Source organism: Stackebrandtia albiflava (assembly GCF_007994225.1).
Lineage (GTDB): Bacteria > Actinomycetota > Actinomycetes > Mycobacteriales > Micromonosporaceae > Stackebrandtia > Stackebrandtia albiflava.
The window spans coordinates 1,567,046-1,589,650 of sequence record NZ_VLLL01000006.1 but is presented as its reverse complement, the minus strand read 5'-3'; the positions used below and the strand labels follow the sequence as shown (position 1 = coordinate 1,589,650).

Sequence of the window (22,605 nt, the reverse complement as noted above, 5' to 3'; positions counted from 1 at the left end):
ACATGGGTTGGAACACCGGCGCCGCCTTCGTCTCCAGCGTCACCGAGGAGGTCGCGCTCACCGCCGTAGGCCTGACGTCGGATCCGGCGGAGTGGGTCTCGGCCGACGAGGCGACCGGCGCCTTCGCCACCGACGTGGTCTTCACCTCCCGCTGCGGCGACTGGACCGAGATCTGGGACCCGGAGCTTCGGGTGACGGCGCGAATGTTGGAGAAGTCCACACCGGTCCATTCCGGTGGCCTGCTGGCGGTGGTGCTGAGCAGTGTGTCGAGCACCTACGGATTCGCCTGGTTCCAGAACGGCGAGGCGGTGCGGCGCGCGGTGTTCCAGGACGGTGAACCGGTCGTCTCGGCCGGTGCCGCGCTGCCGGTCGAGGCGGAGATCCCGATTCCGAGTTGGGGACCGGACGAGGACTACGTGTTCGCGGTCGTCAGGAAGCTGACCGGTTGGGACTACGATCCCGACCGCCGCTATCGGCGTCACGCGCTCCCGCCGCGCTGATCCCGTCGCCGCGCCGGGCCTCCGGCCGGGCGAGCGCCCGTACGACCGTGCCACCGTCCGTCAACAGCCTCCGCACGTCCTCCGGCAGGCAGTCCACCAGTAGTGCGACGCCCACGAGACGCGCACCGGCGGAGTCCACCAGGGCACGCGCCGCCCGCAGCGTGCCGCCGCTCTCGGTCCAGTCGTCGACCAGTACGGCCCGGGTTCCCGGCGGCAGGGCCGCCGCGTGCGCCCACAGTTCACCGTCGCCCGTCGGCGCGGTCACCGTGGCGTGCGGCCCCTGGAAGAAGAAACGCCGGTCACGGCACACCGGCGCGAAGGGCACCCGCAACCGCTCGGCCACGGGCGGACCCAGCAGGACGCCGCCGGGGTCCGGGCCGAGCACCACGTCGGCGTCGGGTAGTCCGGTGGCGAGGGCGTCCGCCACCGCCGACATGTCGGCCGGTACGCGCAACAGCGGCCACAGATCGGTCGCCCCGCCCCGCCACTGCAGCCGCGACTCCACTGCCCCCGCGCCGGGCGACGCCGACGCCGCCACGAGCCGGGTCACGACTGCTGTGCCTCGCGCTCGGCGTCGCTGCGCAGGACGCAGAACTCGTTGCCCTCCGGGTCGGCCAGGACGACCCAGCCCGCGCCGTCCGGTGTGCGGTGGTCGGAGACGACGGTCGCGCCGACATCGACGAGCCGGGCGACCTCCAGTTCCCGCAATCGGCTGGGTCGGAGACACACGTGGACCCGGTTCTTCACCGTCTTCGGTTCCGGGACCCGCTGGAAGAAGAGGTTGGGACCGTCCGGGAACTCGATGACCGCCTCGTGGTCGTCGCTGAAGGCCACCGGTGTTTCCATGACCCGGCTCCAGAACTCGATCTGGGCGGACAGGTCGTTGCAGTCAATGGCCACGTTGAACATCGTGTTGGACACGTCGACTCGCTTTCACGTGAGACGGGGCTGCCGCCGGGCCTGGCGGCCCTCCTGCGGCGGGACTCTCGCGCGATCCGAGCGACTCGGGAACGCGGCCCCGCCGGGCCGCCGACTCTACCGGACGGTCGCCCGGCGGCCGACCCGCACGGCCAGCGGATTCGATCCACTGTGTACCTGCGTGGTGGTCGGCCCGAGGGGGTCCGCCTCGGGAGACGTCGCCGGCACGCCGGCGGTGTGCGCCCCCTCCGGTTCACCGGCGCGGGCGCGCAACCGGCGGAGCATCCGCGCGTCGGCGAAGCCGACGGACCGGGCCGCGGCGTCCACGGTGACGCCGCGGCCGATGAGGTCCCGGGCGCGTTCCAGTCGCAGCGACTGCTGGTACCGCAGCGGCGTGAGGCCGGTGGCCCGAACGAACATCCGGGTCAGGGTCCGTGGACTCACCCGGGCCTCACCGGCCAACTCGTCGAGTCGCAGCCGTTCGGCGAACCGGCCGTCGATGCGGTCCTGCACACGATGCACCACATCGGACAGATGTGAGCGGTGCCGCAGCATCGCGCTGTCCTGGCCGGCGTCGCCGTTGCGGCGGGCGTACACCACCATGTCGCGCGCGATGCGCGCCGCCAACGGCGGGCCGTGCCACACCGCCACCAGGTGAAGGGCCAGGTCGATGCCGCTGGCGATCCCGGCGGAGGTGACGACCCGGCCGTCGGTGGTGAACAGGACGTCGGGCACCACGACGGCGGCCGGATGGCGGCGCGCCAGTTCCGCCTGCAGTTCGTGGTGCGTGGTGCAACGCCGCCCGGCCAGCAACCCCGCCTGTCCGAGCGCGAACGCACCCGAACACACGCTCACGACCGTACCGCCGGCCGCGTGGTGCCCGGCGACGAAATCCGCCATCGCCGGGCTGACCCGAGAACCCGGCCGCATCGGGGTGCGCCATCCCGGAACCACCAACAGCGCCGCCGGATCGCGCCGCCGCCAACCGGTCTCGGCGGTCACGGTGACGCCCTGCGCGGACTCCACGGTCGGGGTGTCGGCCAGGTACTCCAACCGGTAGGGCACACCGAGACGGTCCGCGGTACTGAAGACCTGCGCGGGCCCGGCCATGTCCAGCAGGTGGAACCACGACGTCAACGCGAAGACCACACGGCGCACGATCCGGTCAGCCCTCCGCGATCAGCTCGGCCACCGTGGCCACGCGTGCGAACCGGTGAGCGAGTACGTACCTGGTCCGCTCGATGATATCGGCCGTGGTCAGCGTCGACGGGTCGGCGAGGATCTCCGCGAACGGCCGGTCCCGGCCGTCGGGGTGCCCCAGCGGTTCGGTCGCGGTGGCGTCCACCGCGACCGTCACCCGGTATCCCAGGTCGGACGCCAACCGCGCGGTCGTCTCGACGCACTGTTCGGTGCGGATGCCGCACACGGTGACGTCGGTGATCCCGTGGACGGTGAGTATCCGCTGCAGATCGGTGGTCGTGAACGCGTTGTGGGAGGTCTTGACCAGTTCGGGCTCGCCCGCGACCGGTCGCAACGGCGGCTGGTAAGTGTTGTGGCCGCGTACCGGGTCGAACACGTTCCCGGTGCCGGGTTCGGAGTGCGTCACCCACACGACCAGGTCGCCGCGCGACCGGTGGTGGTCCACCAGGCGGGCCACGACGTGGGCGACGTCGGGGTCGGAGGCGGCGCGCCAGCTCTCCCGCTGCCGGAAGGATTCCTGTACGTCTATGACGAGTAGTGCGGAGTTCATGCCGGAATCCTCGCCGGAGGACGTCGCGGCGGCCAGGCACCATCGGGTACGGAACCGGGTCGATCCGGTCACCGCCGTCCGCGCGATTCCCGGAACATGTCACCGGTGCCCGACAGGATGGGGACATGACGGAACAGACCTCGGATCCCGTGGAACGACTGCGCCGGCTGTGCCTGGCGCTACCGGAGGCGACCGAACGGCTCAGCCACGGCGAACCGGCCTGGTTCACCGGCAGGGCGCCGATGTTCGTCATGGCGGCGCGACACCACCACGACGACCGCCTGGCGTTCTGGTGCGCCGCTCCACCCGGCGCGGCCGAGGCGTTGGTCGCCGAGCGCCCCGACCGGTTCTTCATACCGCCTTATGTAGGTCATCGCGGTTGGCTGGGCTACCGGCTCGACCTGCCGGAGGTGGACTGGGACGAGGTCGCCGAGCTGGTCTCCGACGCCTACCGGCACGTCGCGCCCGCGCGACTGCGTGACGCCTCCGGCTGAGTCAGCGCTCCGAGAGGCCCGCCGAGGCCAGGATCTCCAGTCGCGTCCTTCGGGGCAGCCGGTCCACGTACACCATGCCCTGCAGGTGGTCGTACTCGTGTTGCAGGCACCTGGCCACCAGGCCGTCACCGGAGACGGTCACCGGTGCGCCGGTCATGTCGAAGCCCGTCACCGTCGCGGTCGACACCCGGGCCAGATCGTGGTACCGGCCGGGAACCGACAGGCAGCCCTCCGAGCCGGTGACCAGTTCCCGGGGCGGCGGCGGATCCAGCAGGGTCGGGTTGACGATGTGGGCCACCCGGTTCGCCCCGCCGGTCTCGGGGCAGTCCATCACGAAGACCTGGGCGTCCACGCCGATCTGGTTGGCCGCCAGGCCCACGCCCCGTGCGGCGTACATGCTGGCGAACATGTCGGCGACCAGTTCGGCGAGGGCGTCGTCGAAACCGCTCACCGGCTGGCAACGCCGGTGCAGCACCGGGTCGCCGTAGTGCACGATGGGGCGGGCGGTACCGGTGGGTGGAGCCGTCAACGTCTCTCCTCGTCGAACCCGGGGTGACCGGGCGTGGGGTTCGTCGCGACAGTCTGCCATAACGCCGACGCCGCAGCGGCGGCACCGATGCGCCACAGGTGTCACGTCACGCCGTCCGCCGATTCCATCAGCCGCCCGGCGAGCGCCCGTACCTCGTCGCGCAGTCCGGCGGGACGGCGCACCGTGAACCGGCATCCCAGGCCGGCGAGAATCCGTGCCATGCCCGACAGGTCCTCCGCCCGGGCTCGCAGCACCGTACCCGCGCCGGTCGAGACCACGGTGCCGGCCCAGCGGGGGATCCGGTCGCGCGCCGCCGCCGCGTCGAGGTCGAGCAGCACCTCGACGTCGTGGCGGTACGGGACCGCCGCCAGCGAGCCCAACAGGTGAGCGGCGGGATCGAAGCCCTCCGGCGGGGTGAAGGAGACGTCGGTGAGCCGTGGACCGGCGACGCGGTCGACGCGGAGGTTCCGCAGGGCGGCGCGGGTGACGTCGCGTCCCACGACATACCACCGTCCGGAGTGGAACACCAGGCGGTAGGGCTCGAACTCGCGTTCACCGGTGGCGCCGTCGTGCGTCCGGTATCCGAAGTGGACACGACGGTGACGCGCGACGGCCTCACCGAAGACCGTCAACACCTCCACCGGCGGCGCGGTCGCGGCCGTCTCCGGGAGCGTGAAGTCGAGGGCGTCACCCAGCTGGGCGGTCAGTTCCGCGACGTCGGCGGGCACGACTCGCCGCAGTTTCGCCTCCGCCGTGGCCGAGGCGCCGTCACCGGCGGAGACACCGATACGCCGTGCGGCGAGCAGGGCGACGCTCAACGCGACCGCCTCCGGGCCGGTGAACAGCAGCGGCGGGAGTTTGAATCCGGGCCGCAGCCGGTATCCCCCGCGCCGGCCCCGGGTGGCCTGCACCGTGATGCCGAGGTCGTCGAGCTGCCGCATGTAGCGGCGGAGCGTGCGCTGGTCCACGCCGAGGCTCTCCGCGAGTTGCGGCCCGGTCGCGCCCGGCCGGGATTGCAGCAGCTCCAACAACGCCAGGATCCGAGGGGTGGACGATGACACGGACCACATCCTAATCAGGGCGGAATCCGCCCGGTTACCCGCATATGGTGAAGCCGAAGACGGACGGATGAAGGAGTGGAAGATGACGACCTACGTACTGGTTCCCGGCGCATGGCTCGGCGGATGGGCATGGGACGACGTCGGCGAACGACTGCGGGCACAGGGACATGACGTCCACCAGGTGACCCTGACCGGCGTGGGTGACCGGTTCTCCGAGCGCGGCGACCACGTCACCGCCGCCACCCACGTCCAGGACGTCGTGGACGTGGTGGAGGGGAACGATCTACGGGAGGCGATACTGGTCGGACACAGCTACGCGGGCGCGATACCGGTTCCGGGTGCGGTGCACCGGATCGGCGACCGACTGTCCCATGTGGTCTACGTGGACTCCGCGCCGCTGGGCGACGGTCGGGCGATGACGGAGATCACCGGCCCGGAGGGGGCCGCGCACCTGGCCGCCCTGGCGCGGGAGCACGGCGAGGGGGTGAGCATCCCGTTCCCCGGCGCGGCGAACCTCGGCGACCAGAGCAGCGTCACCGGACTGACCCCGCCGACGATGGCGGCGATCGACGCCCGCGCCACCGGCCACCCGCTCGGGAGCTTTCTGGAACCGTTGCGGCTCCACGGTCCCGCGCAGGGCGGTCCACGCAACGTTCTGGTCGCGTGCGAGGACTTCCGAGCGCTGCTGGACTCGGACAACCCCTGGCTGCGTTCACTCATCGACGAGAACTGGACCCGGTTCGATTTGGAGACGGGCCACTGGCCGATGTTCTCCGATCCCGAGGGACTGAGCCGGATCCTGGCGGAACTGCCGCGACGGTGACGGCCGGTCCGGTGGAGGTGGTGTGCCGAACCCGCTGCGGCACACCACCTCCACCGGCCATAATGTGACTCATGACACCCCCTCTCCCGACCGCCGTCCGTGATCGCGGCTGGCACGCGCTCTCGTTGCTCCACACCCGGATCGCCGATCGGCTGGAACGCTCCCTGCAACGGCGGCACCGGCTGAGCGTCAGCGAGTACTCGGTGCTGGCGGTGCTGTCCGCGCAACCCGCGCGGCACATGAGGATGCAGGCGCTGTCACACGCCGTCGCGTTGAGCCAGAGCGCGACGACGCGACTGGTGAGCCGGCTCGAACAGCGCGGACTGTTGGCGCGTTACCTGTGCCAGGAGGACCGGCGCGGCATCTACACCCGCATCACCGGCTCCGGGGAGGCGGCGCTGGCGGCGGCCCGCCCCACTCACGAGGAACAGCTCCGCCAGGCGCTCGCCGAGGCGGCCGAACAGCCGGAACTGGCCCCGCTGGTCGAGGCGATGACCGGCACCGGCGACTGACCCGCCGTCCGGTGTACCGACGGCGGTTCGCGGCCCGCCTTTGCAAGCGCGTCTCGGTTCGGCGTTGATGTCGATCAAGGCCGTTCGCGGTCCCAGCGCTCCATGAGGGCGGGAGTTCCGTCTCCAACCATTTGCAGAAGTCGTTGCATGTCCCGCACGCGTTCGGCGTGAGGATCGTCGAACAGGGCCGGGGGCTCGATGCCCACGGCGGGCGATCCGATCGCCGACATGCCGCTCCTGCCGTGCGATCGTGCGTGAATCCGGCCTGCAAGATCGGGCCGGAACGTCACCGACGAATGGCCCGCGTATCGAGGCCACTCGGTGCTTGGAATAGTGGTTTACATATCGTATACGCGAGTGCATACTTGTGGGATGCAGGCGAGAACACGTAAACAGGAATCGGGTACGACGATGCGAATCAGCCGGGCCAGCCGAGACACCCTGGCCGCCATCGCCGACGCCCGCGGCGTGAGCCTGGACGAGGCGCTGCAGAAGGTGTTGTTCGAGTACCAGGCGCGCGCCGACTTCGACCGGCTGGCGAACGAGGACCCCGAGTCGATGGCGGAGTACCTGGCTGAGGCGCGGACGTGGGCCGAGGTCGACGTCGAGGTGGTGGAGTGAGCCGGCGTTCGCCGTTCGCGCCGTGGCAGGTGTGGTGGGTGCAGTTCACCCCACAAGTCGGCCGGGAACAGGCCGGGCACCGCCCGGCGGTCGTGGTGGGTACGAAGTTGATGTGCGACCTGCCCAACGGCCTGGTGCCGGTGGTGCCGTGCACGACCACCAACCGGCGTCTGGCGATCCACCCCGAGGTCGACCTGGATGGCCGGCCCGGGGTGGTGCTGTGCGACCAGATCAAGGCCCTCAGCGTCGACCGGTTCGACAAACCGCACCCGGCCCGGCTCACCGACGCCGAGATCGACCGCATCCGGTTCGTACTGCGACAGCTCATCGACGTCTGACAACACCTCGAACAACCGCACGGCCCCGACCGACATCGGGCCGCGACCGTTTTACGACCTGTGCCACCACGGGAACCGGACGAGCGCGATACGGTCGTATTCCTGATCATCGATACCGAACCGTCGTTGCGCGCCGACTATGGCGAGTTCGTGCCGCACCGACCGCATGCCCGCGCGCCGACAGAGACGAGCTCTAAGCTGGCGTCATGCGGCATCCCCTCGTCGACGACGTCTGCGACGCGTATCTGGCCCTGGCCGACGCCCGGCTCCCGGGCCTGGTCACCGGCATGTACCTGTACGGCTCGGTGGCGTTGGGCGACTTCCGCCCCGCTCACAGCGACGTGGACGCCGTCTTCGTGACGGCCCGCCCTCTGGACGCCGGGGACCGGGGCGGGCTTCGGGAAGTGCACGCGGAACTGGCCGAGCGACTGCCGCGCCCCCATCTCGACGGCGTCTACATCACGGCCGACGCACTGGCCTCGGATCCGACCGGGACGACCGGCCCGCACAGCAGTGACGGCCGGTTCGGCGACGACGGCACCTTCGAGCGGCTGCTGGTCACCTGGCACACGTTGGCCGACACGGGGGTGACGGTGCGGGGCCCGGCGGTGGAGTCGTTGCGCATCCACACCGACCGGGCCGCGCTGAACGCCTGGCTGCGTGACAACCTCCGGGGCTACTGGCGTCACCTGTGGCGGACGTTGAGCGCCGGCACGGAGGCGGCCCGGCGGGAGGGACGACACGACTTCACGCCGCCGTGGTGCGTCCTGGGAGTCACGCGACTGCACTACACACTGGCGACCGGGGCGATCACGTCCAAGTCGGGCGCGGGCGAGTACGGAATGCGGGTGTTCGACGACCGGTGGGCTCCGATCATCACGGAGTCGCTGCGGCTGCGGCGTGGGGAGGACACCGCGCCGGGCTATCCCGATCTCGACGTCCGGCACGCGGATGTGGTGGCCTATATGGACATGGTCATCACCGACGCCGACCGGCCGTGAGCGTGTCCACACGGACACGAAACGCGCGTCTTCCAGGTTCGACACCGCCGGAGGCACCCCGGGGTTACAGTGTTAGGGTTGCCTAACCATAGTCTCGTCGTGAGGTCCAGGATGTCTGAGAAACCGGCTCGCAAGGCACGTGGAGTGGTGGAGCTGAGGGTGCTGCGCACCGAATGGCGCACCCCCCACATGGTGCGTCTGGTGCTGGGTGGAGTGGGCGTCGCCGCCTTCCAGGCCAACGACTTCACCGACCAGTACGTGAAGCTGCTGTTCGCGCCCGAGGGCGTCACCTACCCCGAGCCGTTCGACCTGGAGGCGATTCAAGCCGACCGGCCGCGCACCGAATGGCCGGTCAAGCGGACCTACACGGTGCGGCAGTTCCAGCCTCACCTGGGCGAACTGACGATCGACGTCGTCTGCCACGGCGACCGGGGGGTGGCCGGCCCTTGGGCGGCGCGCGCCGTGCCCGGTGACGTCGTCCGGCTGCTTGGCCCCGGCGGCGCCTACGCGCCCCGGCCGGAGGCCGACTGGCACGTGATGATCGGCGACGAGAGCGCCCTGCCCGCGATCGCGGCGTCGCTGGAGCGGGTGCCGATGGACGTACCCGTGCAGGTGTTGCTGCAGGTGTCCGATCCCGACGAGGAGCAGAAGCTGGAGAGCCCCGGCGACGTGTCCGTCACCTGGCTGTTCCGGGACCGGGCCGCCACCGCCGACCCGCGGGACGAGTGGATGCGGGCGGTACGGGCGATGAGCTTCCCCGACGGGAACGGCCAGTTCTTCGTACACGGCGAGGCCGAGACGGTCATGAAGCGGATCCGGCCGTACCTGCTGAACGAGTGCGGGGTGCCCCGGGACCGGCTGTCGATCTCCGGCTACTGGCGCCACGGGGACACCGACGAGGCGTTCCGGGCGTGGAAGTCGCGGGAGAACGCCCTCGCGATGAACTGACCGTCAGCCTGGGCAGCCCGTCTCCTCCGGCCCGTCCTCCAGTAGTCGCCGGCAGATCCCGAGTAGTTGACGCTGTTCCTCCGCGCTGAGCCTGTCGAACACCGATCGCCTGACCTGGGCCACGTGACCGGGCGCCGCCGACACGAGGGCGTCGTAGCCCGCCTCGGTCATCGCCGCGAGGGTGGTCCGGCCGCAGTGCGGGTCCTTCCGTCTCCGCACCCAGCCCAGTGCCTCCAGCCTGTTCACCGCGTGGGACAACCGGCTGGCCGAGAAGCCGGTCTGCCGCGCGAGTTCGGTCATCGTGCACCGTCGTTCGGGTGCCTCGCAGAGCCGGACGAGGATCATGTAGTAGGCGTGCGGCATTCCGGCGTCCTGTTGGAGCTGGCGGTCCAGGTCCTCGTTGACGCGACGGGTCGCCCACAGGAAGGCCCGCCAGGTGCGCTGCTGTTCGGCGTCCAGCCACCGTACCGGCTCGGTCATGGGACGATCATACGGCGACACTTGAACCTTCAACTGTGCTATGGTGTCGAACACTTGAAGGTTCAATCATTGGAGTGACGATGACGATACTGCTGTGGATCCTGCGAATCGGCCTGGCCGGCTTCTTCGGCATGGCCGGCTTCACCAAGGTCTCGACGCCCGTCGAGAGCCTGGCCACCGGAATGCCGTGGGTGTCCGACTTCCCGGAATGGTCGGTGCCGGTCATCGGCGCCCTTGAGCTCGCCGCCGCGGCCGGGCTGATACTGCCCGCGGCGTTCCGCATCGCGGAGGTGCTGACACCGATGGCGGCGGCCGGCCTGGTCCTGATCATGGCCGGGGCGATCATCCTGCACGCCGCGCGCGGCGAGTGGGCGGCGCTGCCGATGAACGCGGTGCTCGCGATCGTGGCGGGCTTCGTCGCCTGGCGCGACTTCGCCCGGCTGCGCGGCGGACGCCCGGTCACCGCGTCGGCCCCCGCGACGGCGGGTTAGGGAGACGACATGCGTGTGATGGAACTCGGGCACGTGGTGCTCTACGTCAGGGACCTCGACGTGTCGGTGCGGTTCTACCGCGACGTCCTCGGCTGGCGGCAGATCCTCCCCGGTGGCGACGTCGCGGAACTCGCCGGAGCCGGCTTCGCCGCGTTCGCCGCACCCTCCGGCCGCACCCACCACGAGCTGCTGCTGATCGAGGTCGGCCCGGACGCCGCTCCGCTGCCCAGGGGCCGCCGGGTCGGCATGTACCACTTCGGACTGAAGATCGGCGACAGCGACGACGAACTGCGCGAGGCGGTCCGGCGCCTCGACGAGGCCGGCGTGCCGATCCTCGGCGCGACCGACCATCACGTCACGCACAGTCTCTACATCGCCGACCCGGACGGCAATGAGATCGAGCTGTACATCGACGTGCCCGGGATCGACTGGCGCGCCGACCCCACACTCATCGGCACGCCTCCGGCACCACTGCGGCTGTGACCCGGTCGGCGCCTCCGTCCACCGGAGGCGCCGACCACGCCGAATCCCCGGCGAGGGGCACCGCTCGGATGTTCTCCACGCGGCACACGCCACCCCGCCGGAGCACCGCCATAAAGCCAAAGATATCTTTGGCTTTATGGCGTCCACCGATCCCCGCGCGCTACGCGCCCTGGCGCACCCGTTGCGCCTGGACCTCATCGAGCTGCTGGCGGTGCGCGGACGCGCCACCGCCGCGGCCTGCGCCAGAGAGCTCGGCCACAGCCAGGCGTCCTGTTCCTTCCACCTGCGCCAGCTCGCCAAGTACGGGTTCGTCGAGGAGGCTCCCCCGGGCCCCGACCGCCGGGAACGGCACTGGCGGTTGACCGACCTGCGGCAGCGGTGGTCCTCCGACGATCCGGCCGCCGCCGAGTTGGAGAAGGTCTTCATCGAACGGGAGGCGGGCCGGCTCCTGGACTGGGTGGACCACCACGGGACCGAACCGGCCGAATGGCGGGACGCGGCGTCACTGGGCGGCATGAGCCTCCCGCTCACCGCCGCCGAACTCGCGGACGTCAACCGGCGACTGCGGGAGGTGCTGGAGCCCTATGTGGAACGCCTCACCGACCCGGCGACCCGACCACCCGGGAGCCGACTGGTCCGGATGCTGCTGGCCGCCACCCCACTCTCGATCAGGCTCGACCCCGATTCCGCCACCGACACCGCCCCACCTCCGGAGGAGACCCCGTCATGACCACGGTCCACACCGCTTCCACTACTGTAGACACTCCGACCGGGCCGCTGAACGCCCTGGTCCACGTACCCGACCTGCCCGGACCGTTGCCGGGCGTCGTGATGGTCGACGGCTCGGGTGACGGCACGGCCGACGACTGGGGAGGCTGGCCGGAACGCGTCGCCGCCCTCGGCGCGGTCGTACTCACCCACGACAAACCCGGCTGCGGTGGCTCGCCCGGCGACTGGACCACGCAGACCCTCGAAGACCGCGCTCACGAGGCGTTGTCCGCCGCCGCCGTCCTGCGCCGTCGCGCCGAGGTGGCCGGCCCGGTCGGCCTGCTGGGGGTCAGCCAGGGCGGCTGGGTCTCACTGTCGGCGGCGAAACTGGCTCCGGACCAGGTCGGGTTCATCGTGTCGCTGTCGGGTCCCGGCGTCTCACCCGCCCGCCAGGACCGGGTGCGCATCGCACGCGACCTGCGGGCCGAGGGCCGTGCCGAGGCCGAGACCGCCGAGGCACTCGCCTGGCTGGACGAACGCGCCCGGCTGCTCACGGACGGACGACCGGTCGCCGAGGTCCTCGAACTGCAGAACTCCCTCTCCGACCGGCCCTGGTACGCCACAACGACCCGCTACTTCGACACCGAGGCGGGCCTGGGGTTCCTGGCGCGCATCATCGACTTCGACGCCGAGGCGATCCTGCCGCACGTGCGCTGCCCGGTGTTGGCGCTGTTCGGTGCCGCCGACCCGCTGGTACCCGTCGCCGAGGGCGTGGCGGCCTTCGCCACCGGGCTGCCGGAGAACCCCGCCAACGGACTGGCCGTGTTCCCCGACGCCGACCACGGGCTGTTCATCGCACCTCCCACGCCCGGCACCGACCGGACGGCGCAACTGGCCCCCGGATTCCTCACGCTGTTGCGGGGGTTCCTCGCCGCGCGGAAATCCGGCTGACAACCCCGGCGGAGTCCGATAGCGTCGCGGTCTCCGCCGGCACTGGACCGTCCCGGGCCGCCCGCAACCGTTTCCGGCGAATCCACCTCCGTTGCGGTGTCGATCGACATCCCGACGAGGATCCCCATGCGTTCGGACACCCTGCACGTCCTGCGGCAACGTGACTTCGCCCTGCTCTGGTGGGGCGGCCTGGTCTCGTTCCTGGGCAACTGGACGCTGCGCGTCGCGCTGCCCGTCACCGTCCTCGAACTGACCGGCTCCACGGCGGCGCTGGCCGCCACCACCGCCGCCGGGCTCCTGCCCGCCCTGTTGATCGGCCCGCTGGTCGGCGTCTACGTCGACCGGTGGGACCGCAAGCGGGTCATGGTGGTGGGAAACCTCGTCCAGGCGGCGGTGCTGGCGCCGCTGCTGCTGGTCGACTCCGCCTCGGAGGTGTGGATCGTCGTCGTGGTGGCCCTGGTGTCGGCGGGCGTGAGCCCGTTCTGCCAGATCGCCGAGAACGCGCTGCTCCCCCGGCTGGTCCCCCGGCGGCACCTACTCACCGCGAACTCGTTGAACGCCGTCAACAACAACCTCGCCCGTTTCGTCGGTCCGGTCCTGGGCGGCACCTTGGCGGTGACCGTCGGGCTGCCGGGTGTCGTGGTGCTCGACGCGGCCACCTACCTGGTGGCGGCCGGCTTCGCGGCCCTGGTCTCGGGCGGGCATCGTCCCGCGGGGGTGGCGTCGGCGGCGGCCGGGCCGGTGCGGCGGGTGGCACGGGAGATGCGCGAGGGGTTCTCCACCATCGTGTCCGACGGTCCGCTACGGGTCGTCTTCGGCATGGTCGTCCTCATCGGACTCGGCGAGGGCGTCATGGCGACCGTGTTCGTCGTGTTCGTGGAGCAGGAGATCGCAGGCGGGGCCGCGGCGTACGGCTGGCTGGTCGCGGCCCAGGCGGTCGGCGGGGTGTGCGGCGGCCTGGCGGGCGGCCGGTTCGCCGCGCGGTTCTCCGAACGTCACATCCTGGGTTTCGGGCTCGTCGCGCTGGGCTGCTGCGACCTCTTCACCTTCAACTATCCACAGTGGTATTCGCACGTGTGGCCGGGGCTTGCCGCCATGATCGTCGTCGGCCTCCCCTCGGCACTGAGCCAGGCGGCGCTCACCACCGTCGTGCAGACCCGGACACCGGATCGATTGCGCGGCAGGGTGTTCGCGGTGCGCGGCGCCGTCATGGCCGGATTCATGATCGTGGGCACCGGGCTCGCGGCGGCGAGCCAGTCCCACCTCGACGTGGTGACCGTGCTGAGCCTTCAGGCGCTCACCCCCATCGCGGCCGGGTCGGCGGCACTGGTCCTGCTGCGCACGACGGGGCACCCTGAACAGCCGTCACCGATCGCCTCTCCGGAGCGGGTGGCGCGGCGTGACTGATGTCGTTATGATGTCGCTGGCATTCATAGCGACATCATAACGAGGCGATCATGACCGTATTGTGGCAACGGAACTTCGGACTGTTGTGGTGGGCCGGGCTCATCTCGATGCTCGGCAACTGGATGCTCCGCATCGCCCTGCCCATCACGGTGTACGAACTGACCGGCTCGGCCGCCGCTCTGGCCGCCACCACCGCCGCCGGCTTCGTTCCCGCGCTACTGATCGGGCCGTTCGCGGGTGTCCTGGTCGACCGTTGGGACCGGCGACACGTCATGATCTGGGCGAACCTGGCGCAGGCGGTCATCCTCCTGCCGCTGCTGCTGGTCGACGACGCGAGCCGGGTGTGGATCGTGGTGGCCGTCTCGTTGGCGTCCCAGAGCGTCGGGCAGTTCAGCCAACTGGCCGAGAACGCGCTCCTGCCCAGGGTCGTCACCGCCGGTCACCTCGCCGCGGCGAACTCACTCAACGCCGTGAACAACAACCTCGCCCGGTTCCTCGGTCCCCTCGCCGGCGGTTCCGTCGCCGTGTGGGCGGGCCTGGGTGGCGTGGTCTGGTTCGACATGGCCACGTACCTCCTCGCCGCCGCCCTCGTCGTGATGGTCACCGGACGCCACACCGCCGAACCGGACCCCGGGGAGCCGGCGACCCGTGGGCTGTGGCGGCAACTGCGGCAGGGCTTCGACATCGTCGTCCACAACAGACTGCTGTGGGTGCTGACCGGTTTCATCGCGGTCAGCCAACTCGGAGAGGGCGTGTTCAGCACCCTGTACGTCGTGTTCGTGGCCGAGGAACTGGGCGGCGGGAGCCAGGTGTACGGCTGGCTCAACGCCGCGCAGGCCGTCGGCGGTGTGCTCGGCGGCCTCGCCGGAGGTGTCATCGCGGCCCGTCTGTCGCCGCGTGTGGTGCTCGGCGGCGGCATCATCTGCTTCGGGCTGATCGATCTGGCGATCTTCAACTACCCCCAGTGGTACCCGCACGTTCCGCCCGCGATCGCGCTGATGGTGCTGGTCGGGGTTCCGGCCTCGGTGTCGATGGCCGCGTGGTTGACGATGGTCCAGCAGGCCGTACCGGACCGGTTGCGGGGCCGCGTCCTGTCACTGATCACGACGGTCATGTCGGTGTCGCTGCTGGCGGGCACCGCCATCGCCGGATTCACCGCCGGGAGACTCGACGTCGTCACCGTCCTCAACATCCAGGGCGCCACGGCGATCCTCAGCGGCATCGGGGCGCTCCTGCTGTTGAAGGCGGCGTTCCGGCACCCGTCGTCGAAACCGGTCGAGCGACCCGAGGTGGCCCCCGTCGCCTGAACCCGTGACCGTTCCCCGCCCGTCGTCCACAACCGGTGGGTTATCCACAGCCCCCGGCGGCGGGCCTCGACGCCCGCCCCGATGCGGCATAGGCTCGACGCCATGGGGAGGAGGAGTGGCGGCCCCCGAGCCGGATCCGGGTGCGCCCCGCCCTGGAAGGCACCACTGGTCCGCAACGGTCCCGCGGTCGGTGGCGGCTAGCGGAGACCGGCCGTCAGCAGCTCGGTCAGGTGCCGGTAGCTCGCGTCGACGTCCTCGGCCAGTTGGAAGCCGCCCGCGGCCTCCAGGGTCGCGAACCCGTGGACGGCGGCGCGGATCGCCCGCGCCCTGTCCACGGCGGCGGACCCCGTCAGGCCGCACCCGTCGAGCTGCGCGAACAGCACTCCCACCAACCGGTCTGAGGCGGCCGCCCACCGGGGGTCGTCCGACGGCCGCTGCGGCATGGCGGCGTAGCGTCGCGGATGGTCGGCGACGTAGGAGCGGTACGCCCGCATGAAGCGTTCCAGCCCGGCCACGCCGCCGTGGCCGAGGACGGCCGCGGTGACCCGTTCGGTGAGTTCGTCCATCACCCGGACGCCGACGAGGGTCCGGAGCTCGGGCAGGCCCGCGACGTGCTTGTACAGCGACGGTGTCGCGACGGTGGCGAGTTTGGCCACGGCCGCGAGGGTCAACCCGTCGGGTCCGTCGCGGTCGACGACCTCCAGTGCCAGGTCGACGACGACCTCGCCGGTGAGTCCCGCGCGCGCCATCAGTGGGCCGCCAGGAACTCGCGCACGGCCGCGGTCACCTCGGCGGCGGCGTCGACGTGCGGATAGTGGCCCGACTCCGGCAGCACCAGCGCGTCGGACGGCCCGGCCAGGGTGGTGGCGATGCGGCGTGCCTCGCCCGCCGGGTCGGAGAAGTCGCCGTCCTTGCCTCCCATGACGACCAGCGCGGGGGCGGTGACCTTCGACAGCTCGGGTGGGCGGTCGACGGTGAAGGAGTCCAGGGTTCCCCGCACGGCGCGCATCCCGCCCGGGCGGCGCAGCGACCTCTTCAGGCCGGCCAGGTACTCGGAGAAGTCGGCGGGTTTGGCACCGGGGTACAGCGACCGGTAGTACATCGTCCACAATGCGGCGTTACCGGTGACGAGTCTCGCCACCAGGTTCATGACGGGGTTGGGCTTCTCGTGGCGGACCGCCGGGCCCAGGAGGACCAGCGCGGACACCAGGTCCGGCCGGTCCGCCGCGATGTGGGCGACGGAACCGGCGGTGAACGAGTGTCCGATGAGTACCGCGGGTCCGCCGAGGCCTGCGATCAGCGCCGTGAGGTCCTCGGCGACGGCGAGGGTGCCGTAGCGGGGCCATTCGAGGGAGGACTCTCCGGCGCCGCGCAGGTCGGGGGTGATCACCCGGTATCCGGCGGCGGCCAGTTCCGGCGCGAGGAACCGGTAGGTGGCGTGGGTGTCGCCCATGCCGTGCGCGAGGACGACGAGCGGGCCGTCGGCGGGGCCGGACTCCCGGTAGGCGATGGTTCCGTCTTCGAGGGCGATGGTCTTCACTGATCTCACTCCTTGGCTAAGTAGGTTAGCCAAAAAGCTAACATGCTTAGCCAAGGAGTGCAACCCGGGGTCCTCAGCCCTCGGACCGCCGGGTGACCAGCCACCCTCCGACACAGGTCAGCGCCGCCCAGCCCGCGACCACCGCCAACCCCGTCCAGGCGCCGTAGTCCTTCGCGAACCGGGAATCGTCCTCGGGCACCACGTGCAGGATGATCTGACCGCCCTGGTCCGGGAACCACTGGACCACGTCCTTGATCGCCGGAATGTTCCCCAAACCCTGCGAACTGAGGAACAGCAGCGGCATCAACAACGCCAGCACCAACGCCGACCGGCGCAACATCCCGGTGAGACCGAAGGCGAACACCGCCATCAACAGCAGGTACAACGTCGAACCGGCGACCATCTCCACCGCCCCGGGCGCGTCGAATCCCACTCCCAGGTCGCCCAACGTCCGCTGCGACAACAGGAACGACACCGGCACCGTCACCGCGCACACCGCCAGGACCAGCAGCATCGTGACGGTCAACTTCGCGAGGTACAGGACGCCCCGACGTGGTACGGCCAGCAACGACGTCTGCAACGACCGGCCGGACCGCTCGCCGCCCATCGCCAGCACCGCGAAGGCGACCACCGCCAGCAGGGCGTTACTGAGTGCCAGACCGGTGGGGAACATCGGATCGAACGCCCTGGCGTCCTCCGCGGTCTGGGGATAGCCCTCGAACAACGCGCCGAACAGCCCGGCGAGCCCGCAGGCCACCACCACGATCGCGGTCAACGCCCACCAGGTGGAGCGCAGACCCGCCAGCTTGTGCCATTCGCCGGCCACCGCCGACGTGTACTGCCGCATCACGACGCACCTCCGCTGTATTCGAGACTGTCGGCGGTCAACCGCAGGTAGGCGTCCTCCAGCGTCGACCGGTGGGTGGCGACCTCGTGCAGGATGACGCCGCGGGCGGCCGCGGCCTCCGCGACCGAGGCCGCGTCCATTCCGGACACGAAGATCGCGCCGTCCGGCCCGGTGGCCACCTCTCCTCCGGCTCCGGCGACCACGGCCGACAGTCCGTCCGGGTCCGGGGTGCGCACCGAGACGCCCTGCGAGAACCGGGCGGCCAGTTCGGCGACGGAGGTGTCGGCCACGAGCCGCCCCCGCCCGATGACGACGAGGCGGTCGGCGGTCAACTCCATCTCACTCATGAGGTGGCTGGACAGCAACACCGTGCGCCCCTCCCCCGCCAGCCGCCGCAGCAGTTCGCGGAGCCAGCGGACGCCGTCGGGGTCCAGGCCGTTGACCGGTTCGTCGAAGACGAGCGTCGCCGGATCGCCCAGCAGGGCCGCCGCTATCCCCAACCGCTGCCGCATACCCAGGGAGAAGCCGCCGATCCGCCTGCGCGCCACCGACGCCAGGCCCACCTCGTCCAGGACGGCCTCCACCCGTTGACGACCGATGCCGTTGGCGGCGGCCATCCCCCTGAGATGTCCACGGGCGGTCCGCCCGGGATGCCCACCGCCGTCGAGAAGCGCACCGACGTGACACAGTGGTCGGTGCAGGTCCCGGTATCGGTGGCCGCCGAGCCTGGCGGAACCGCCGTCGGCGTCGGCGAGGCCCAACAGCACCCGCAGGGTCGTGGTCTTGCCGGCCCCGTTGGGGCCCAGGAAGCCGGTCACCGTGCCGGGCGAGACGTCGAAGGAGAGTCCGTCGACGGCCGCCCGGCCCCGGTATCGCTTGGTCAGATCTCGTATCTCGATCACACCGGAAGCCTCGCCGGATCCGGACCGGTACGCATCGGGGCGCCGACCGACATCGACATCGGCCGCCGGAGTGACCGGGTGGCCCACCGACCGGCGCCCTCATCCCCGGGGATGACATCCTCCGGCCGGAGGCCGGGGGGCGGTTTCGCGGCTAGGGTCGCAGGGTGAACGCCCCATCGACCTCTCCGGCGTGGCCGCCCGCCCCGGCCGGACCGCGGCCTCCCGGCCGGCTCGTGGCGCTCGACTGGCTCGCCGTCGCCGGATTCGGGTTGCTGGTGCTCGCCGACCTCCCCGGTGACACCGCCGTGCCGGTGTGGGCGGTGGTGGTCCTGACGGCGGCGATGACGCTGCCGGTCGGGTTCCGGCGGTACCTGCCGCGTACCGCGTTCGGGATCGTGTTGGTGGCGACCCTGTCGTCACTGCTGTGGGACTGGCATTACGACTGGTTCGCGGCGGCGGGTTTCACCCTGTACACGGTGGCGGTCGGGCACCGGGCGCGCAGCCGGGTCCTCACCACCGTGATCACCGGAATCGTGTTGTCGGTGTTCCCGTGCCTGACGGTGATGGGGGCGCCGTCGCCGGCGCCCGAGATGTTGACGTCGCTGCTGATCGGCTGCGTGGTGCTCGGCGGTGCCTGGAGTCTGGGGCAGGCGGTGCAGGGCCGCCGGGACGCGGCCGCGGCGGCGGCGAGGCAACTGGCCGACCAACGGGTGGCCGAGGAGCGGCTGCGCATCGCGCGCGAACTGCACGACGTCGTGGCGCACACCATGAGCCTGATAGCGGTGAAGGCGCAGGTCGCCAACCACGTCGGCGCCAAACGTCCCGAGACGGCGTGGGAGTCGCTGCGCGACATCGAGTCGGCGGCGAAGGGGTCGCTCACCGAGATCCGGCACATCCTGGGGATCCTGCGCACCGGGGACACGATCGACGAGGCGGTTCCCCGGCTGGCGGACCTGCCGGGGCTGGGCGCGCGGGCGGCGGCGGCCGGGGTCGAGTTGCACGTCCACGCGCCGTCTCCCGGCCCGCTGCCCGCCGGTGTCGAGTTGGCGGCGTACCGGATCGTTCAGGAGGCCGTGACCAACGTGGTGAAGCACGCGGCTCCGGCGCGGTGCGACGTCTCGGTGACGGTGGAGTCGCGGGAGCTGCGGATCCTGGTGGAGAACACCGCGGGCCGGGCCGCGTCCGCGACCTCGGTGCCCGGGCACGGCCTGCGCGGCATGGCCGAACGGGTCGCGGCCTACCATGGGGAGTTCCACGCCGACCACACCGCCGACGGCGGATTCCGGGTCACCGCGTCCCTGCCGTTGCCCTCCGGAGTGTCATGACCGCGCCGACGACCGTCCTGATCGCCGACGACCAGGAACTGCTGCGCGGCAGTTTCGCGGTCCTCATCGACTGCGAGGACGACCTCCGCGTGGTGGGCCAGGCGGGTGACGGCGCGGCCGCGGTCCGGGCCACCGACCGGTTGTCCCCCGACGTCGTGCTCATGGACGTGCGGATGCCCGGCACCGACGGGATCGAGGCGACCCGGCTGATATGCCGCCGCCACGCCGCGACACGGGTCCTGATGCTGACGACGTTCGACCTCGACGAGTACGTGTGGGCGAGTATGCGGGCCGGGGCGAGCGGCTTCCTGCTGAAGGACGCGCCACCGGCGCAGTTGCTGCACGCGATCCGGGTGGTGGCCGCCGGTGAGAGCCTGTTGGCGCCCACCGTCACCCGTCGGCTCATCGCCGAGTTCACCAGGCGGCCCGCCGCTCCGGGGCCGCTCGCGCGCCGGCTCGACGAGGTGACGGCGCGGGAGCGGGAGATCCTGGTGCTGGTGGGCAGGGGCCTGTCGAACGCCGAGATCGCCGCGCACCTGACGGTGAGCCTGGCGACGGTCAAGACGCACGTGAGTCACCTGTTGACCAAGCTCGCCGTCCGGGACCGGACGCAACTGGTGATCATCGCCTACGAGAGCGGACTGATCGTGCCCCGAGGGTGAACCGTGCGGGTACCGGTGCGGCCGGACCGCACCGGTACCGCGTCAGCCCAGTGTCGCCAGCCGGGCGCCGAGTCCGATGAAGACGGTGCCGGTGACGGTGTTGATGCGGCGGGCCACCGACGGCCGCCGCAGCCACCTGTCGCCGAACCGCCCGGCCAGGAGGGCGAGCCCGAGGTCCACCGTCAACTGGACGGCGATGAAGGTGGCGCCCAGCACGAGCAGTTGCCCGGTGACGAAACCGCGCGCGGGATCGATGAACTGCGGCAGGAAGGCCACCGTGAACAACGCCATCTTCGGGTTGAGGACGTTGGTGACCAGGCCGCGCCGGAACGACCGCCACCATCCCGACTCGCCGGACTGCGGCCGGGCGGTGTCGGCCCGGTGCCGTAGCGCCCTGATCCCCAGCCACACGAGATATCCGGCACCGGCGTACCGGACCACCTGGTACAGCACCGGGTTCGCGGCGAACAGCGACGCCAGGCCGACCGCCGCCGCCGCGACGTGGACGGCCTCACCGGCGGCGACCCCGACCGCGGCGGCGACGCCGGCGCGCACACCCCACCGTCCCGCGTTGGCCAGTACGAACATCATGTCCGGTCCCGGTGTGATCATCAGCAGCGCGATGGCGCCCAGGTACGCCAGGTAGGTCGCGGCCTCAGGCAACATCGTCGCCCGCCTCACCGGCGGCCTTCAGGGCGGCGCGCAGGGCGAGCCGGTGGCTGCGGCGGATCTCCGCCTGCCGGTATCGCCGGACGTCCTCGGGTGTCTCGGTGACGAGTTCCGGGACGGGGCGGGGGACGCCGTCGGCGTCCACGGCCACCATCACGAGGTGGGCGGTGGCGACCGTGGTGGGCGGTACGGACTCGTTCCAGCGGTCGGCGGTCGCCTTGACGGCGACCTCCATGGAGGTCCTGCCGGCCCAGGTGATCCGGGCGTCGACGTGTACGACGTCGCCGACGCGGACGGCCACCAGGAACACCGTCTCGTCCATGGAGGCGGTGACGGCGGGGCCACCGGAGTGCCGGGCGGCGACCACCCCGGCCGCCGAGTCGATGAGCTTCAACACGACTCCACCATGGACGGTGCCCATGAGGTTGGTGTCGTGGGGGCTCATGATGCTGGACACGGTGATCGCCGAGTCGGCGGGTGTGCGCGCGGGCACGGGTTCGCGTGTGGTCACTGCGTTCCTTCCCTCGAGGAGAGTGCGGAGACGGCACGGTGGTGCCGGGCGCGGCAGGTCTTCGGACTGTGAGCGATCCGGTGGGGTCACCACCGGTGGGCCTACCGGCCGTCGCTTCCCGGGCTGGAGCCCAGTGCTCGGCGACCCGGCCGTGCCGGTCGCCTGACGGCGGTCGTTCTCGTTCACCGCTGCGGGGCAGTCCCGGAATCGCACCGGGTTCCCTCTCCACCGGCCCGCCACGAGGGGAACCGGCTCGACACCCGGATCGGCCGGGTGAACCAACGCCGGTCGCAGGCTAGCCCGCCGACGACCGGCGAGCCGCCCGGACCGTCCGAATGTGACGCGTCACCACCGGTGAACCGGCGCGGCCGGGGCCTCCCGGCGGGACCTCCGTCACACCCGGATCGACGATTGCGGAACACCGGTCGGCTGCGGCACAGTGCGGGGTATGGAACTTCTGTGCACCATGTATCCCGTGGAGGACATCGACGCCGCCGCGGACCTGTACCTGAAGGTCGGATTCCGGGACGTCGCCAGGCCCGACCACGACACCGTCCTGTTGGCGGGACCCGACTCCAGCCATGTCGAGGTGATGCTGGAACGACATCCCGTGGAGTCGGCGGCCGGGGCCGGTCCGGTGTTCCGCATCGACGACGTCGCGCGGTTCCACGCCTCGTACTCCGACCTGGACTGGATGTTCGGGCCGGTGACGTTGCCGACCGGCGGCTACGCGCTGTTCCGGGACCCGGCGGGCAATCCGGTGAGGATCGTCGACTTCACCGCCGACACCGGACGGTACGCCAGACTGTTCCGGCCCCGTGGCTGAC

At 71.1% G+C, this 22,605-nt stretch carries 30 protein-coding genes and 1 riboswitch; of the genes, 17 read left to right on the top strand and 13 right to left on the bottom strand.

Annotated features, from left to right (window positions below):
- Positions 1 to 2 precede the first annotated feature (2 nt).
- The gene (locus LX16_RS18360; protein WP_147140483.1) at positions 3 to 500 is read left to right on the top strand and encodes a hypothetical protein; all 498 of its coding nucleotides are present in this window, start codon (positions 3 to 5) and stop codon (positions 498 to 500) included.
- Here the strand turns inward: LX16_RS18360 and LX16_RS18355 are convergent.
- The 4 genes from LX16_RS18355 to LX16_RS18340 all read right to left on the bottom strand — a co-directional run bounded on the left by LX16_RS18355 (position 430) and on the right by LX16_RS18340 (position 3,168).
- The gene (locus tag LX16_RS18355) at positions 430 to 1,050 is read right to left on the bottom strand and encodes a phosphoribosyltransferase family protein (protein ID WP_147140481.1); all 621 of its coding nucleotides are present in this window, start codon (positions 1,048 to 1,050) and stop codon (positions 430 to 432) included. The two genes, LX16_RS18360 and LX16_RS18355, sit on opposite strands and share 71 nt — an antisense overlap.
- A complete protein-coding gene (locus tag LX16_RS18350) occupies positions 1,047 to 1,421 on the bottom strand; it encodes a VOC family protein (RefSeq protein WP_158645651.1) in 375 nt (124 codons plus the stop codon). The genes LX16_RS18355 and LX16_RS18350 overlap by 4 nt, the downstream gene beginning before the upstream one ends.
- Positions 1,422 to 1,535: 114 nt before the next feature.
- Complete coding sequence (locus LX16_RS18345) at positions 1,536 to 2,576, bottom strand: GlxA family transcriptional regulator (protein WP_147140477.1); 1,041 nt, start codon at positions 2,574 to 2,576, stop codon at positions 1,536 to 1,538.
- Positions 2,577 to 2,583: 7 nt separating this feature from the next.
- Positions 2,584 to 3,168, bottom strand: a complete 585-nt coding sequence (locus tag LX16_RS18340; protein WP_147140475.1) for a cysteine hydrolase family protein — start codon at positions 3,166 to 3,168, stop codon at positions 2,584 to 2,586.
- A gap of 125 nt (positions 3,169 to 3,293) precedes the next feature.
- Here LX16_RS18340 and LX16_RS18335 point away from each other — a divergent pair, with 125 nt between their 5' ends.
- Complete coding sequence (locus LX16_RS18335) at positions 3,294 to 3,662, top strand: MmcQ/YjbR family DNA-binding protein (RefSeq protein ID WP_147140473.1); 369 nt, start codon at positions 3,294 to 3,296, stop codon at positions 3,660 to 3,662.
- Position 3,663: 1 nt separating this feature from the next.
- Here LX16_RS18335 and def read toward each other — a convergent pair whose 3' ends face one another.
- Together def and LX16_RS18325 are read right to left on the bottom strand one after the other, a co-directional pair.
- On the bottom strand, positions 3,664 to 4,191 hold the full coding sequence (gene def / locus LX16_RS18330) for a peptide deformylase (protein WP_211354575.1): 528 nt from the start codon (positions 4,189 to 4,191) through the stop codon (positions 3,664 to 3,666).
- 101 nt (positions 4,192 to 4,292) lie between these two features.
- Positions 4,293 to 5,252 (bottom strand): helix-turn-helix transcriptional regulator, encoded by a 960-nt coding sequence (locus tag LX16_RS18325; RefSeq protein ID WP_211354574.1) that lies wholly within the window; start codon positions 5,250 to 5,252, stop codon positions 4,293 to 4,295.
- An 82-nt stretch (positions 5,253 to 5,334) separates the two neighbouring features.
- On the opposite strand from LX16_RS18325, the gene LX16_RS18320 reads away from it, so the two are divergent.
- The 6 genes from LX16_RS18320 to LX16_RS18295 all read left to right on the top strand — a co-directional run bounded on the left by LX16_RS18320 (position 5,335) and on the right by LX16_RS18295 (position 9,495).
- Positions 5,335 to 6,075 (top strand): alpha/beta fold hydrolase, encoded by a 741-nt coding sequence (locus LX16_RS18320; protein WP_158645650.1) that lies wholly within the window; start codon positions 5,335 to 5,337, stop codon positions 6,073 to 6,075.
- 71 nt (positions 6,076 to 6,146) lie between these two features.
- Positions 6,147 to 6,587: a MarR family winged helix-turn-helix transcriptional regulator gene (locus LX16_RS18315; RefSeq protein ID WP_147140465.1), complete on the top strand. Its 441-nt coding sequence runs from the start codon at positions 6,147 to 6,149 to the stop codon at positions 6,585 to 6,587.
- Positions 6,588 to 6,959: 372 nt separating this feature from the next.
- Positions 6,960 to 7,208, top strand: coding sequence for a hypothetical protein (locus LX16_RS18310; protein WP_147140463.1), 249 nt, complete (start codon positions 6,960 to 6,962; stop codon positions 7,206 to 7,208).
- On the top strand, positions 7,205 to 7,546 hold the full coding sequence (locus LX16_RS18305; RefSeq protein WP_158645649.1) for a type II toxin-antitoxin system PemK/MazF family toxin: 342 nt from the start codon (positions 7,205 to 7,207) through the stop codon (positions 7,544 to 7,546). Before LX16_RS18310 ends, LX16_RS18305 begins: the two co-directional genes overlap by 4 nt.
- 206 nt (positions 7,547 to 7,752) lie before the next feature.
- On the top strand, positions 7,753 to 8,547 hold the full coding sequence (locus tag LX16_RS18300; protein WP_147140459.1) for a nucleotidyltransferase domain-containing protein: 795 nt from the start codon (positions 7,753 to 7,755) through the stop codon (positions 8,545 to 8,547).
- Between the two features lie 111 nt (positions 8,548 to 8,658).
- The gene (locus LX16_RS18295; RefSeq protein WP_147140456.1) at positions 8,659 to 9,495 is read left to right on the top strand and encodes a siderophore-interacting protein; all 837 of its coding nucleotides are present in this window, start codon (positions 8,659 to 8,661) and stop codon (positions 9,493 to 9,495) included.
- 3 nt (positions 9,496 to 9,498) lie between these two features.
- Here LX16_RS18295 and LX16_RS18290 read toward each other — a convergent pair whose 3' ends face one another.
- Positions 9,499 to 9,975 (bottom strand): MarR family winged helix-turn-helix transcriptional regulator, encoded by a 477-nt coding sequence (locus LX16_RS18290; RefSeq protein WP_147140455.1) that lies wholly within the window; start codon positions 9,973 to 9,975, stop codon positions 9,499 to 9,501.
- 80 nt (positions 9,976 to 10,055) lie between these two features.
- Here LX16_RS18290 and LX16_RS18285 point away from each other — a divergent pair, with 80 nt between their 5' ends.
- The 6 genes from LX16_RS18285 (at position 10,056) to LX16_RS18260 (ending at position 15,322) form a co-directional block, all read left to right on the top strand.
- The gene (locus LX16_RS18285) at positions 10,056 to 10,466 is read left to right on the top strand and encodes a DoxX family protein (RefSeq protein WP_147140452.1); all 411 of its coding nucleotides are present in this window, start codon (positions 10,056 to 10,058) and stop codon (positions 10,464 to 10,466) included.
- A gap of 9 nt (positions 10,467 to 10,475) precedes the next feature.
- Positions 10,476 to 10,949, top strand: a complete 474-nt coding sequence (locus tag LX16_RS18280; RefSeq protein WP_147140450.1) for a VOC family protein — start codon at positions 10,476 to 10,478, stop codon at positions 10,947 to 10,949.
- Between the two features lie 136 nt (positions 10,950 to 11,085).
- A complete protein-coding gene (locus tag LX16_RS18275; RefSeq protein ID WP_147140448.1) occupies positions 11,086 to 11,679 on the top strand; it encodes an ArsR/SmtB family transcription factor in 594 nt (197 codons plus the stop codon).
- Positions 11,676 to 12,608, top strand: coding sequence for an alpha/beta hydrolase family protein (locus LX16_RS18270; protein ID WP_147140446.1), 933 nt, complete (start codon positions 11,676 to 11,678; stop codon positions 12,606 to 12,608). The genes LX16_RS18275 and LX16_RS18270 overlap by 4 nt, the downstream gene beginning before the upstream one ends.
- Positions 12,609 to 12,734: 126 nt before the next feature.
- On the top strand, positions 12,735 to 14,015 hold the full coding sequence (locus LX16_RS18265) for an MFS transporter (RefSeq protein WP_147140444.1): 1,281 nt from the start codon (positions 12,735 to 12,737) through the stop codon (positions 14,013 to 14,015).
- A 50-nt stretch (positions 14,016 to 14,065) separates the two neighbouring features.
- A complete protein-coding gene (locus LX16_RS18260; RefSeq protein ID WP_147140442.1) occupies positions 14,066 to 15,322 on the top strand; it encodes an MFS transporter in 1,257 nt (418 codons plus the stop codon).
- 197 nt (positions 15,323 to 15,519) lie between these two features.
- Here the strand turns inward: LX16_RS18260 and LX16_RS18255 are convergent, their stop codons facing one another.
- The 4 genes from LX16_RS18255 to LX16_RS18240 form a co-directional block, all read right to left on the bottom strand.
- Positions 15,520 to 16,071, bottom strand: a complete 552-nt coding sequence (locus tag LX16_RS18255) for a TetR/AcrR family transcriptional regulator (RefSeq protein ID WP_147140440.1) — start codon at positions 16,069 to 16,071, stop codon at positions 15,520 to 15,522.
- Positions 16,071 to 16,862 carry an alpha/beta fold hydrolase gene (locus LX16_RS18250; protein ID WP_147140439.1) on the bottom strand — a complete coding sequence of 264 codons (792 nt, stop codon included), beginning with the start codon at positions 16,860 to 16,862 and terminating at the stop codon, positions 16,071 to 16,073. Before LX16_RS18250 ends, LX16_RS18255 begins: the two co-directional genes overlap by 1 nt.
- Before the next feature lie 73 nt (positions 16,863 to 16,935).
- Positions 16,936 to 17,709: an ABC-2 transporter permease gene (locus LX16_RS18245; protein WP_147140436.1), complete on the bottom strand. Its 774-nt coding sequence runs from the start codon at positions 17,707 to 17,709 to the stop codon at positions 16,936 to 16,938.
- A complete protein-coding gene (locus tag LX16_RS18240; protein WP_147140434.1) occupies positions 17,709 to 18,611 on the bottom strand; it encodes an ABC transporter ATP-binding protein in 903 nt (300 codons plus the stop codon). Before LX16_RS18240 ends, LX16_RS18245 begins: the two co-directional genes overlap by 1 nt.
- A 164-nt stretch (positions 18,612 to 18,775) precedes the next feature.
- Here LX16_RS18240 and LX16_RS18235 point away from each other — a divergent pair, with 164 nt between their 5' ends.
- Together LX16_RS18235 and LX16_RS18230 are read left to right on the top strand one after the other, a co-directional pair.
- The gene (locus tag LX16_RS18235) at positions 18,776 to 19,936 is read left to right on the top strand and encodes a sensor histidine kinase (RefSeq protein ID WP_147140432.1); all 1,161 of its coding nucleotides are present in this window, start codon (positions 18,776 to 18,778) and stop codon (positions 19,934 to 19,936) included.
- Complete coding sequence (locus LX16_RS18230; RefSeq protein WP_147140429.1) at positions 19,933 to 20,598, top strand: response regulator; 666 nt, start codon at positions 19,933 to 19,935, stop codon at positions 20,596 to 20,598. Before LX16_RS18235 ends, LX16_RS18230 begins: the two co-directional genes overlap by 4 nt.
- 42 nt (positions 20,599 to 20,640) lie before the next feature.
- Here the strand turns inward: LX16_RS18230 and LX16_RS18225 are convergent, their stop codons facing one another.
- A complete protein-coding gene (locus tag LX16_RS18225; protein ID WP_147140427.1) occupies positions 20,641 to 21,264 on the bottom strand; it encodes a LysE family translocator in 624 nt (207 codons plus the stop codon).
- Positions 21,254 to 21,778 (bottom strand): acyl-CoA thioesterase, encoded by a 525-nt coding sequence (locus tag LX16_RS18220; RefSeq protein WP_244615867.1) that lies wholly within the window; start codon positions 21,776 to 21,778, stop codon positions 21,254 to 21,256. The genes LX16_RS18225 and LX16_RS18220 overlap by 11 nt, the downstream gene beginning before the upstream one ends.
- 34 nt (positions 21,779 to 21,812) lie before the next feature.
- A riboswitch (cobalamin riboswitch) is annotated at positions 21,813 to 22,046 on the bottom strand.
- 180 nt (positions 22,047 to 22,226) lie between these two features.
- Between LX16_RS18220 and LX16_RS18215 the strand changes: the two genes are divergently transcribed.
- On the top strand, positions 22,227 to 22,604 hold the full coding sequence (locus LX16_RS18215; RefSeq protein WP_147140425.1) for a VOC family protein: 378 nt from the start codon (positions 22,227 to 22,229) through the stop codon (positions 22,602 to 22,604).
- Position 22,605 lies beyond the last annotated feature (1 nt).

Bases quoted from the DNA above. Each gene is read 5' to 3' on its own strand.
- LX16_RS18360 (WP_147140483.1), top strand. From the start codon at position 3: ATGGGTTGGAACACCGGCGCCGCCTTCGTCTCCAGCGTCACCGAGGAG.
- LX16_RS18340 (WP_147140475.1), bottom strand. From the start codon at position 3,168: ATGAACTCCGCACTACTCGTCATAGACGTACAGGAATCCTTCCGGCAG.
- LX16_RS18335 (WP_147140473.1), top strand. From the start codon at position 3,294: ATGACGGAACAGACCTCGGATCCCGTGGAACGACTGCGCCGGCTGTGC.
- LX16_RS18320 (WP_158645650.1), top strand. From the start codon at position 5,335: ATGACGACCTACGTACTGGTTCCCGGCGCATGGCTCGGCGGATGGGCA.
- LX16_RS18315 (WP_147140465.1), top strand. From the start codon at position 6,147: ATGACACCCCCTCTCCCGACCGCCGTCCGTGATCGCGGCTGGCACGCG.
- LX16_RS18310 (WP_147140463.1), top strand. From the start codon at position 6,960: ATGCAGGCGAGAACACGTAAACAGGAATCGGGTACGACGATGCGAATC.
- LX16_RS18300 (WP_147140459.1), top strand. From the start codon at position 7,753: ATGCGGCATCCCCTCGTCGACGACGTCTGCGACGCGTATCTGGCCCTG.
- LX16_RS18295 (WP_147140456.1), top strand. From the start codon at position 8,659: ATGTCTGAGAAACCGGCTCGCAAGGCACGTGGAGTGGTGGAGCTGAGG.
- LX16_RS18290 (WP_147140455.1), bottom strand. From the start codon at position 9,975: ATGACCGAGCCGGTACGGTGGCTGGACGCCGAACAGCAGCGCACCTGG.
- LX16_RS18285 (WP_147140452.1), top strand. From the start codon at position 10,056: ATGACGATACTGCTGTGGATCCTGCGAATCGGCCTGGCCGGCTTCTTC.
- LX16_RS18280 (WP_147140450.1), top strand. From the start codon at position 10,476: ATGCGTGTGATGGAACTCGGGCACGTGGTGCTCTACGTCAGGGACCTC.
- LX16_RS18275 (WP_147140448.1), top strand. From the start codon at position 11,086: ATGGCGTCCACCGATCCCCGCGCGCTACGCGCCCTGGCGCACCCGTTG.
- LX16_RS18270 (WP_147140446.1), top strand. From the start codon at position 11,676: ATGACCACGGTCCACACCGCTTCCACTACTGTAGACACTCCGACCGGG.
- LX16_RS18265 (WP_147140444.1), top strand. From the start codon at position 12,735: ATGCGTTCGGACACCCTGCACGTCCTGCGGCAACGTGACTTCGCCCTG.
- LX16_RS18260 (WP_147140442.1), top strand. From the start codon at position 14,066: ATGACCGTATTGTGGCAACGGAACTTCGGACTGTTGTGGTGGGCCGGG.
- LX16_RS18255 (WP_147140440.1), bottom strand. From the start codon at position 16,071: ATGGCGCGCGCGGGACTCACCGGCGAGGTCGTCGTCGACCTGGCACTG.
- LX16_RS18245 (WP_147140436.1), bottom strand. From the start codon at position 17,709: ATGCGGCAGTACACGTCGGCGGTGGCCGGCGAATGGCACAAGCTGGCG.
- LX16_RS18230 (WP_147140429.1), top strand. From the start codon at position 19,933: ATGACCGCGCCGACGACCGTCCTGATCGCCGACGACCAGGAACTGCTG.
- LX16_RS18225 (WP_147140427.1), bottom strand. From the start codon at position 21,264: ATGTTGCCTGAGGCCGCGACCTACCTGGCGTACCTGGGCGCCATCGCG.
- LX16_RS18215 (WP_147140425.1), top strand. From the start codon at position 22,227: ATGGAACTTCTGTGCACCATGTATCCCGTGGAGGACATCGACGCCGCC.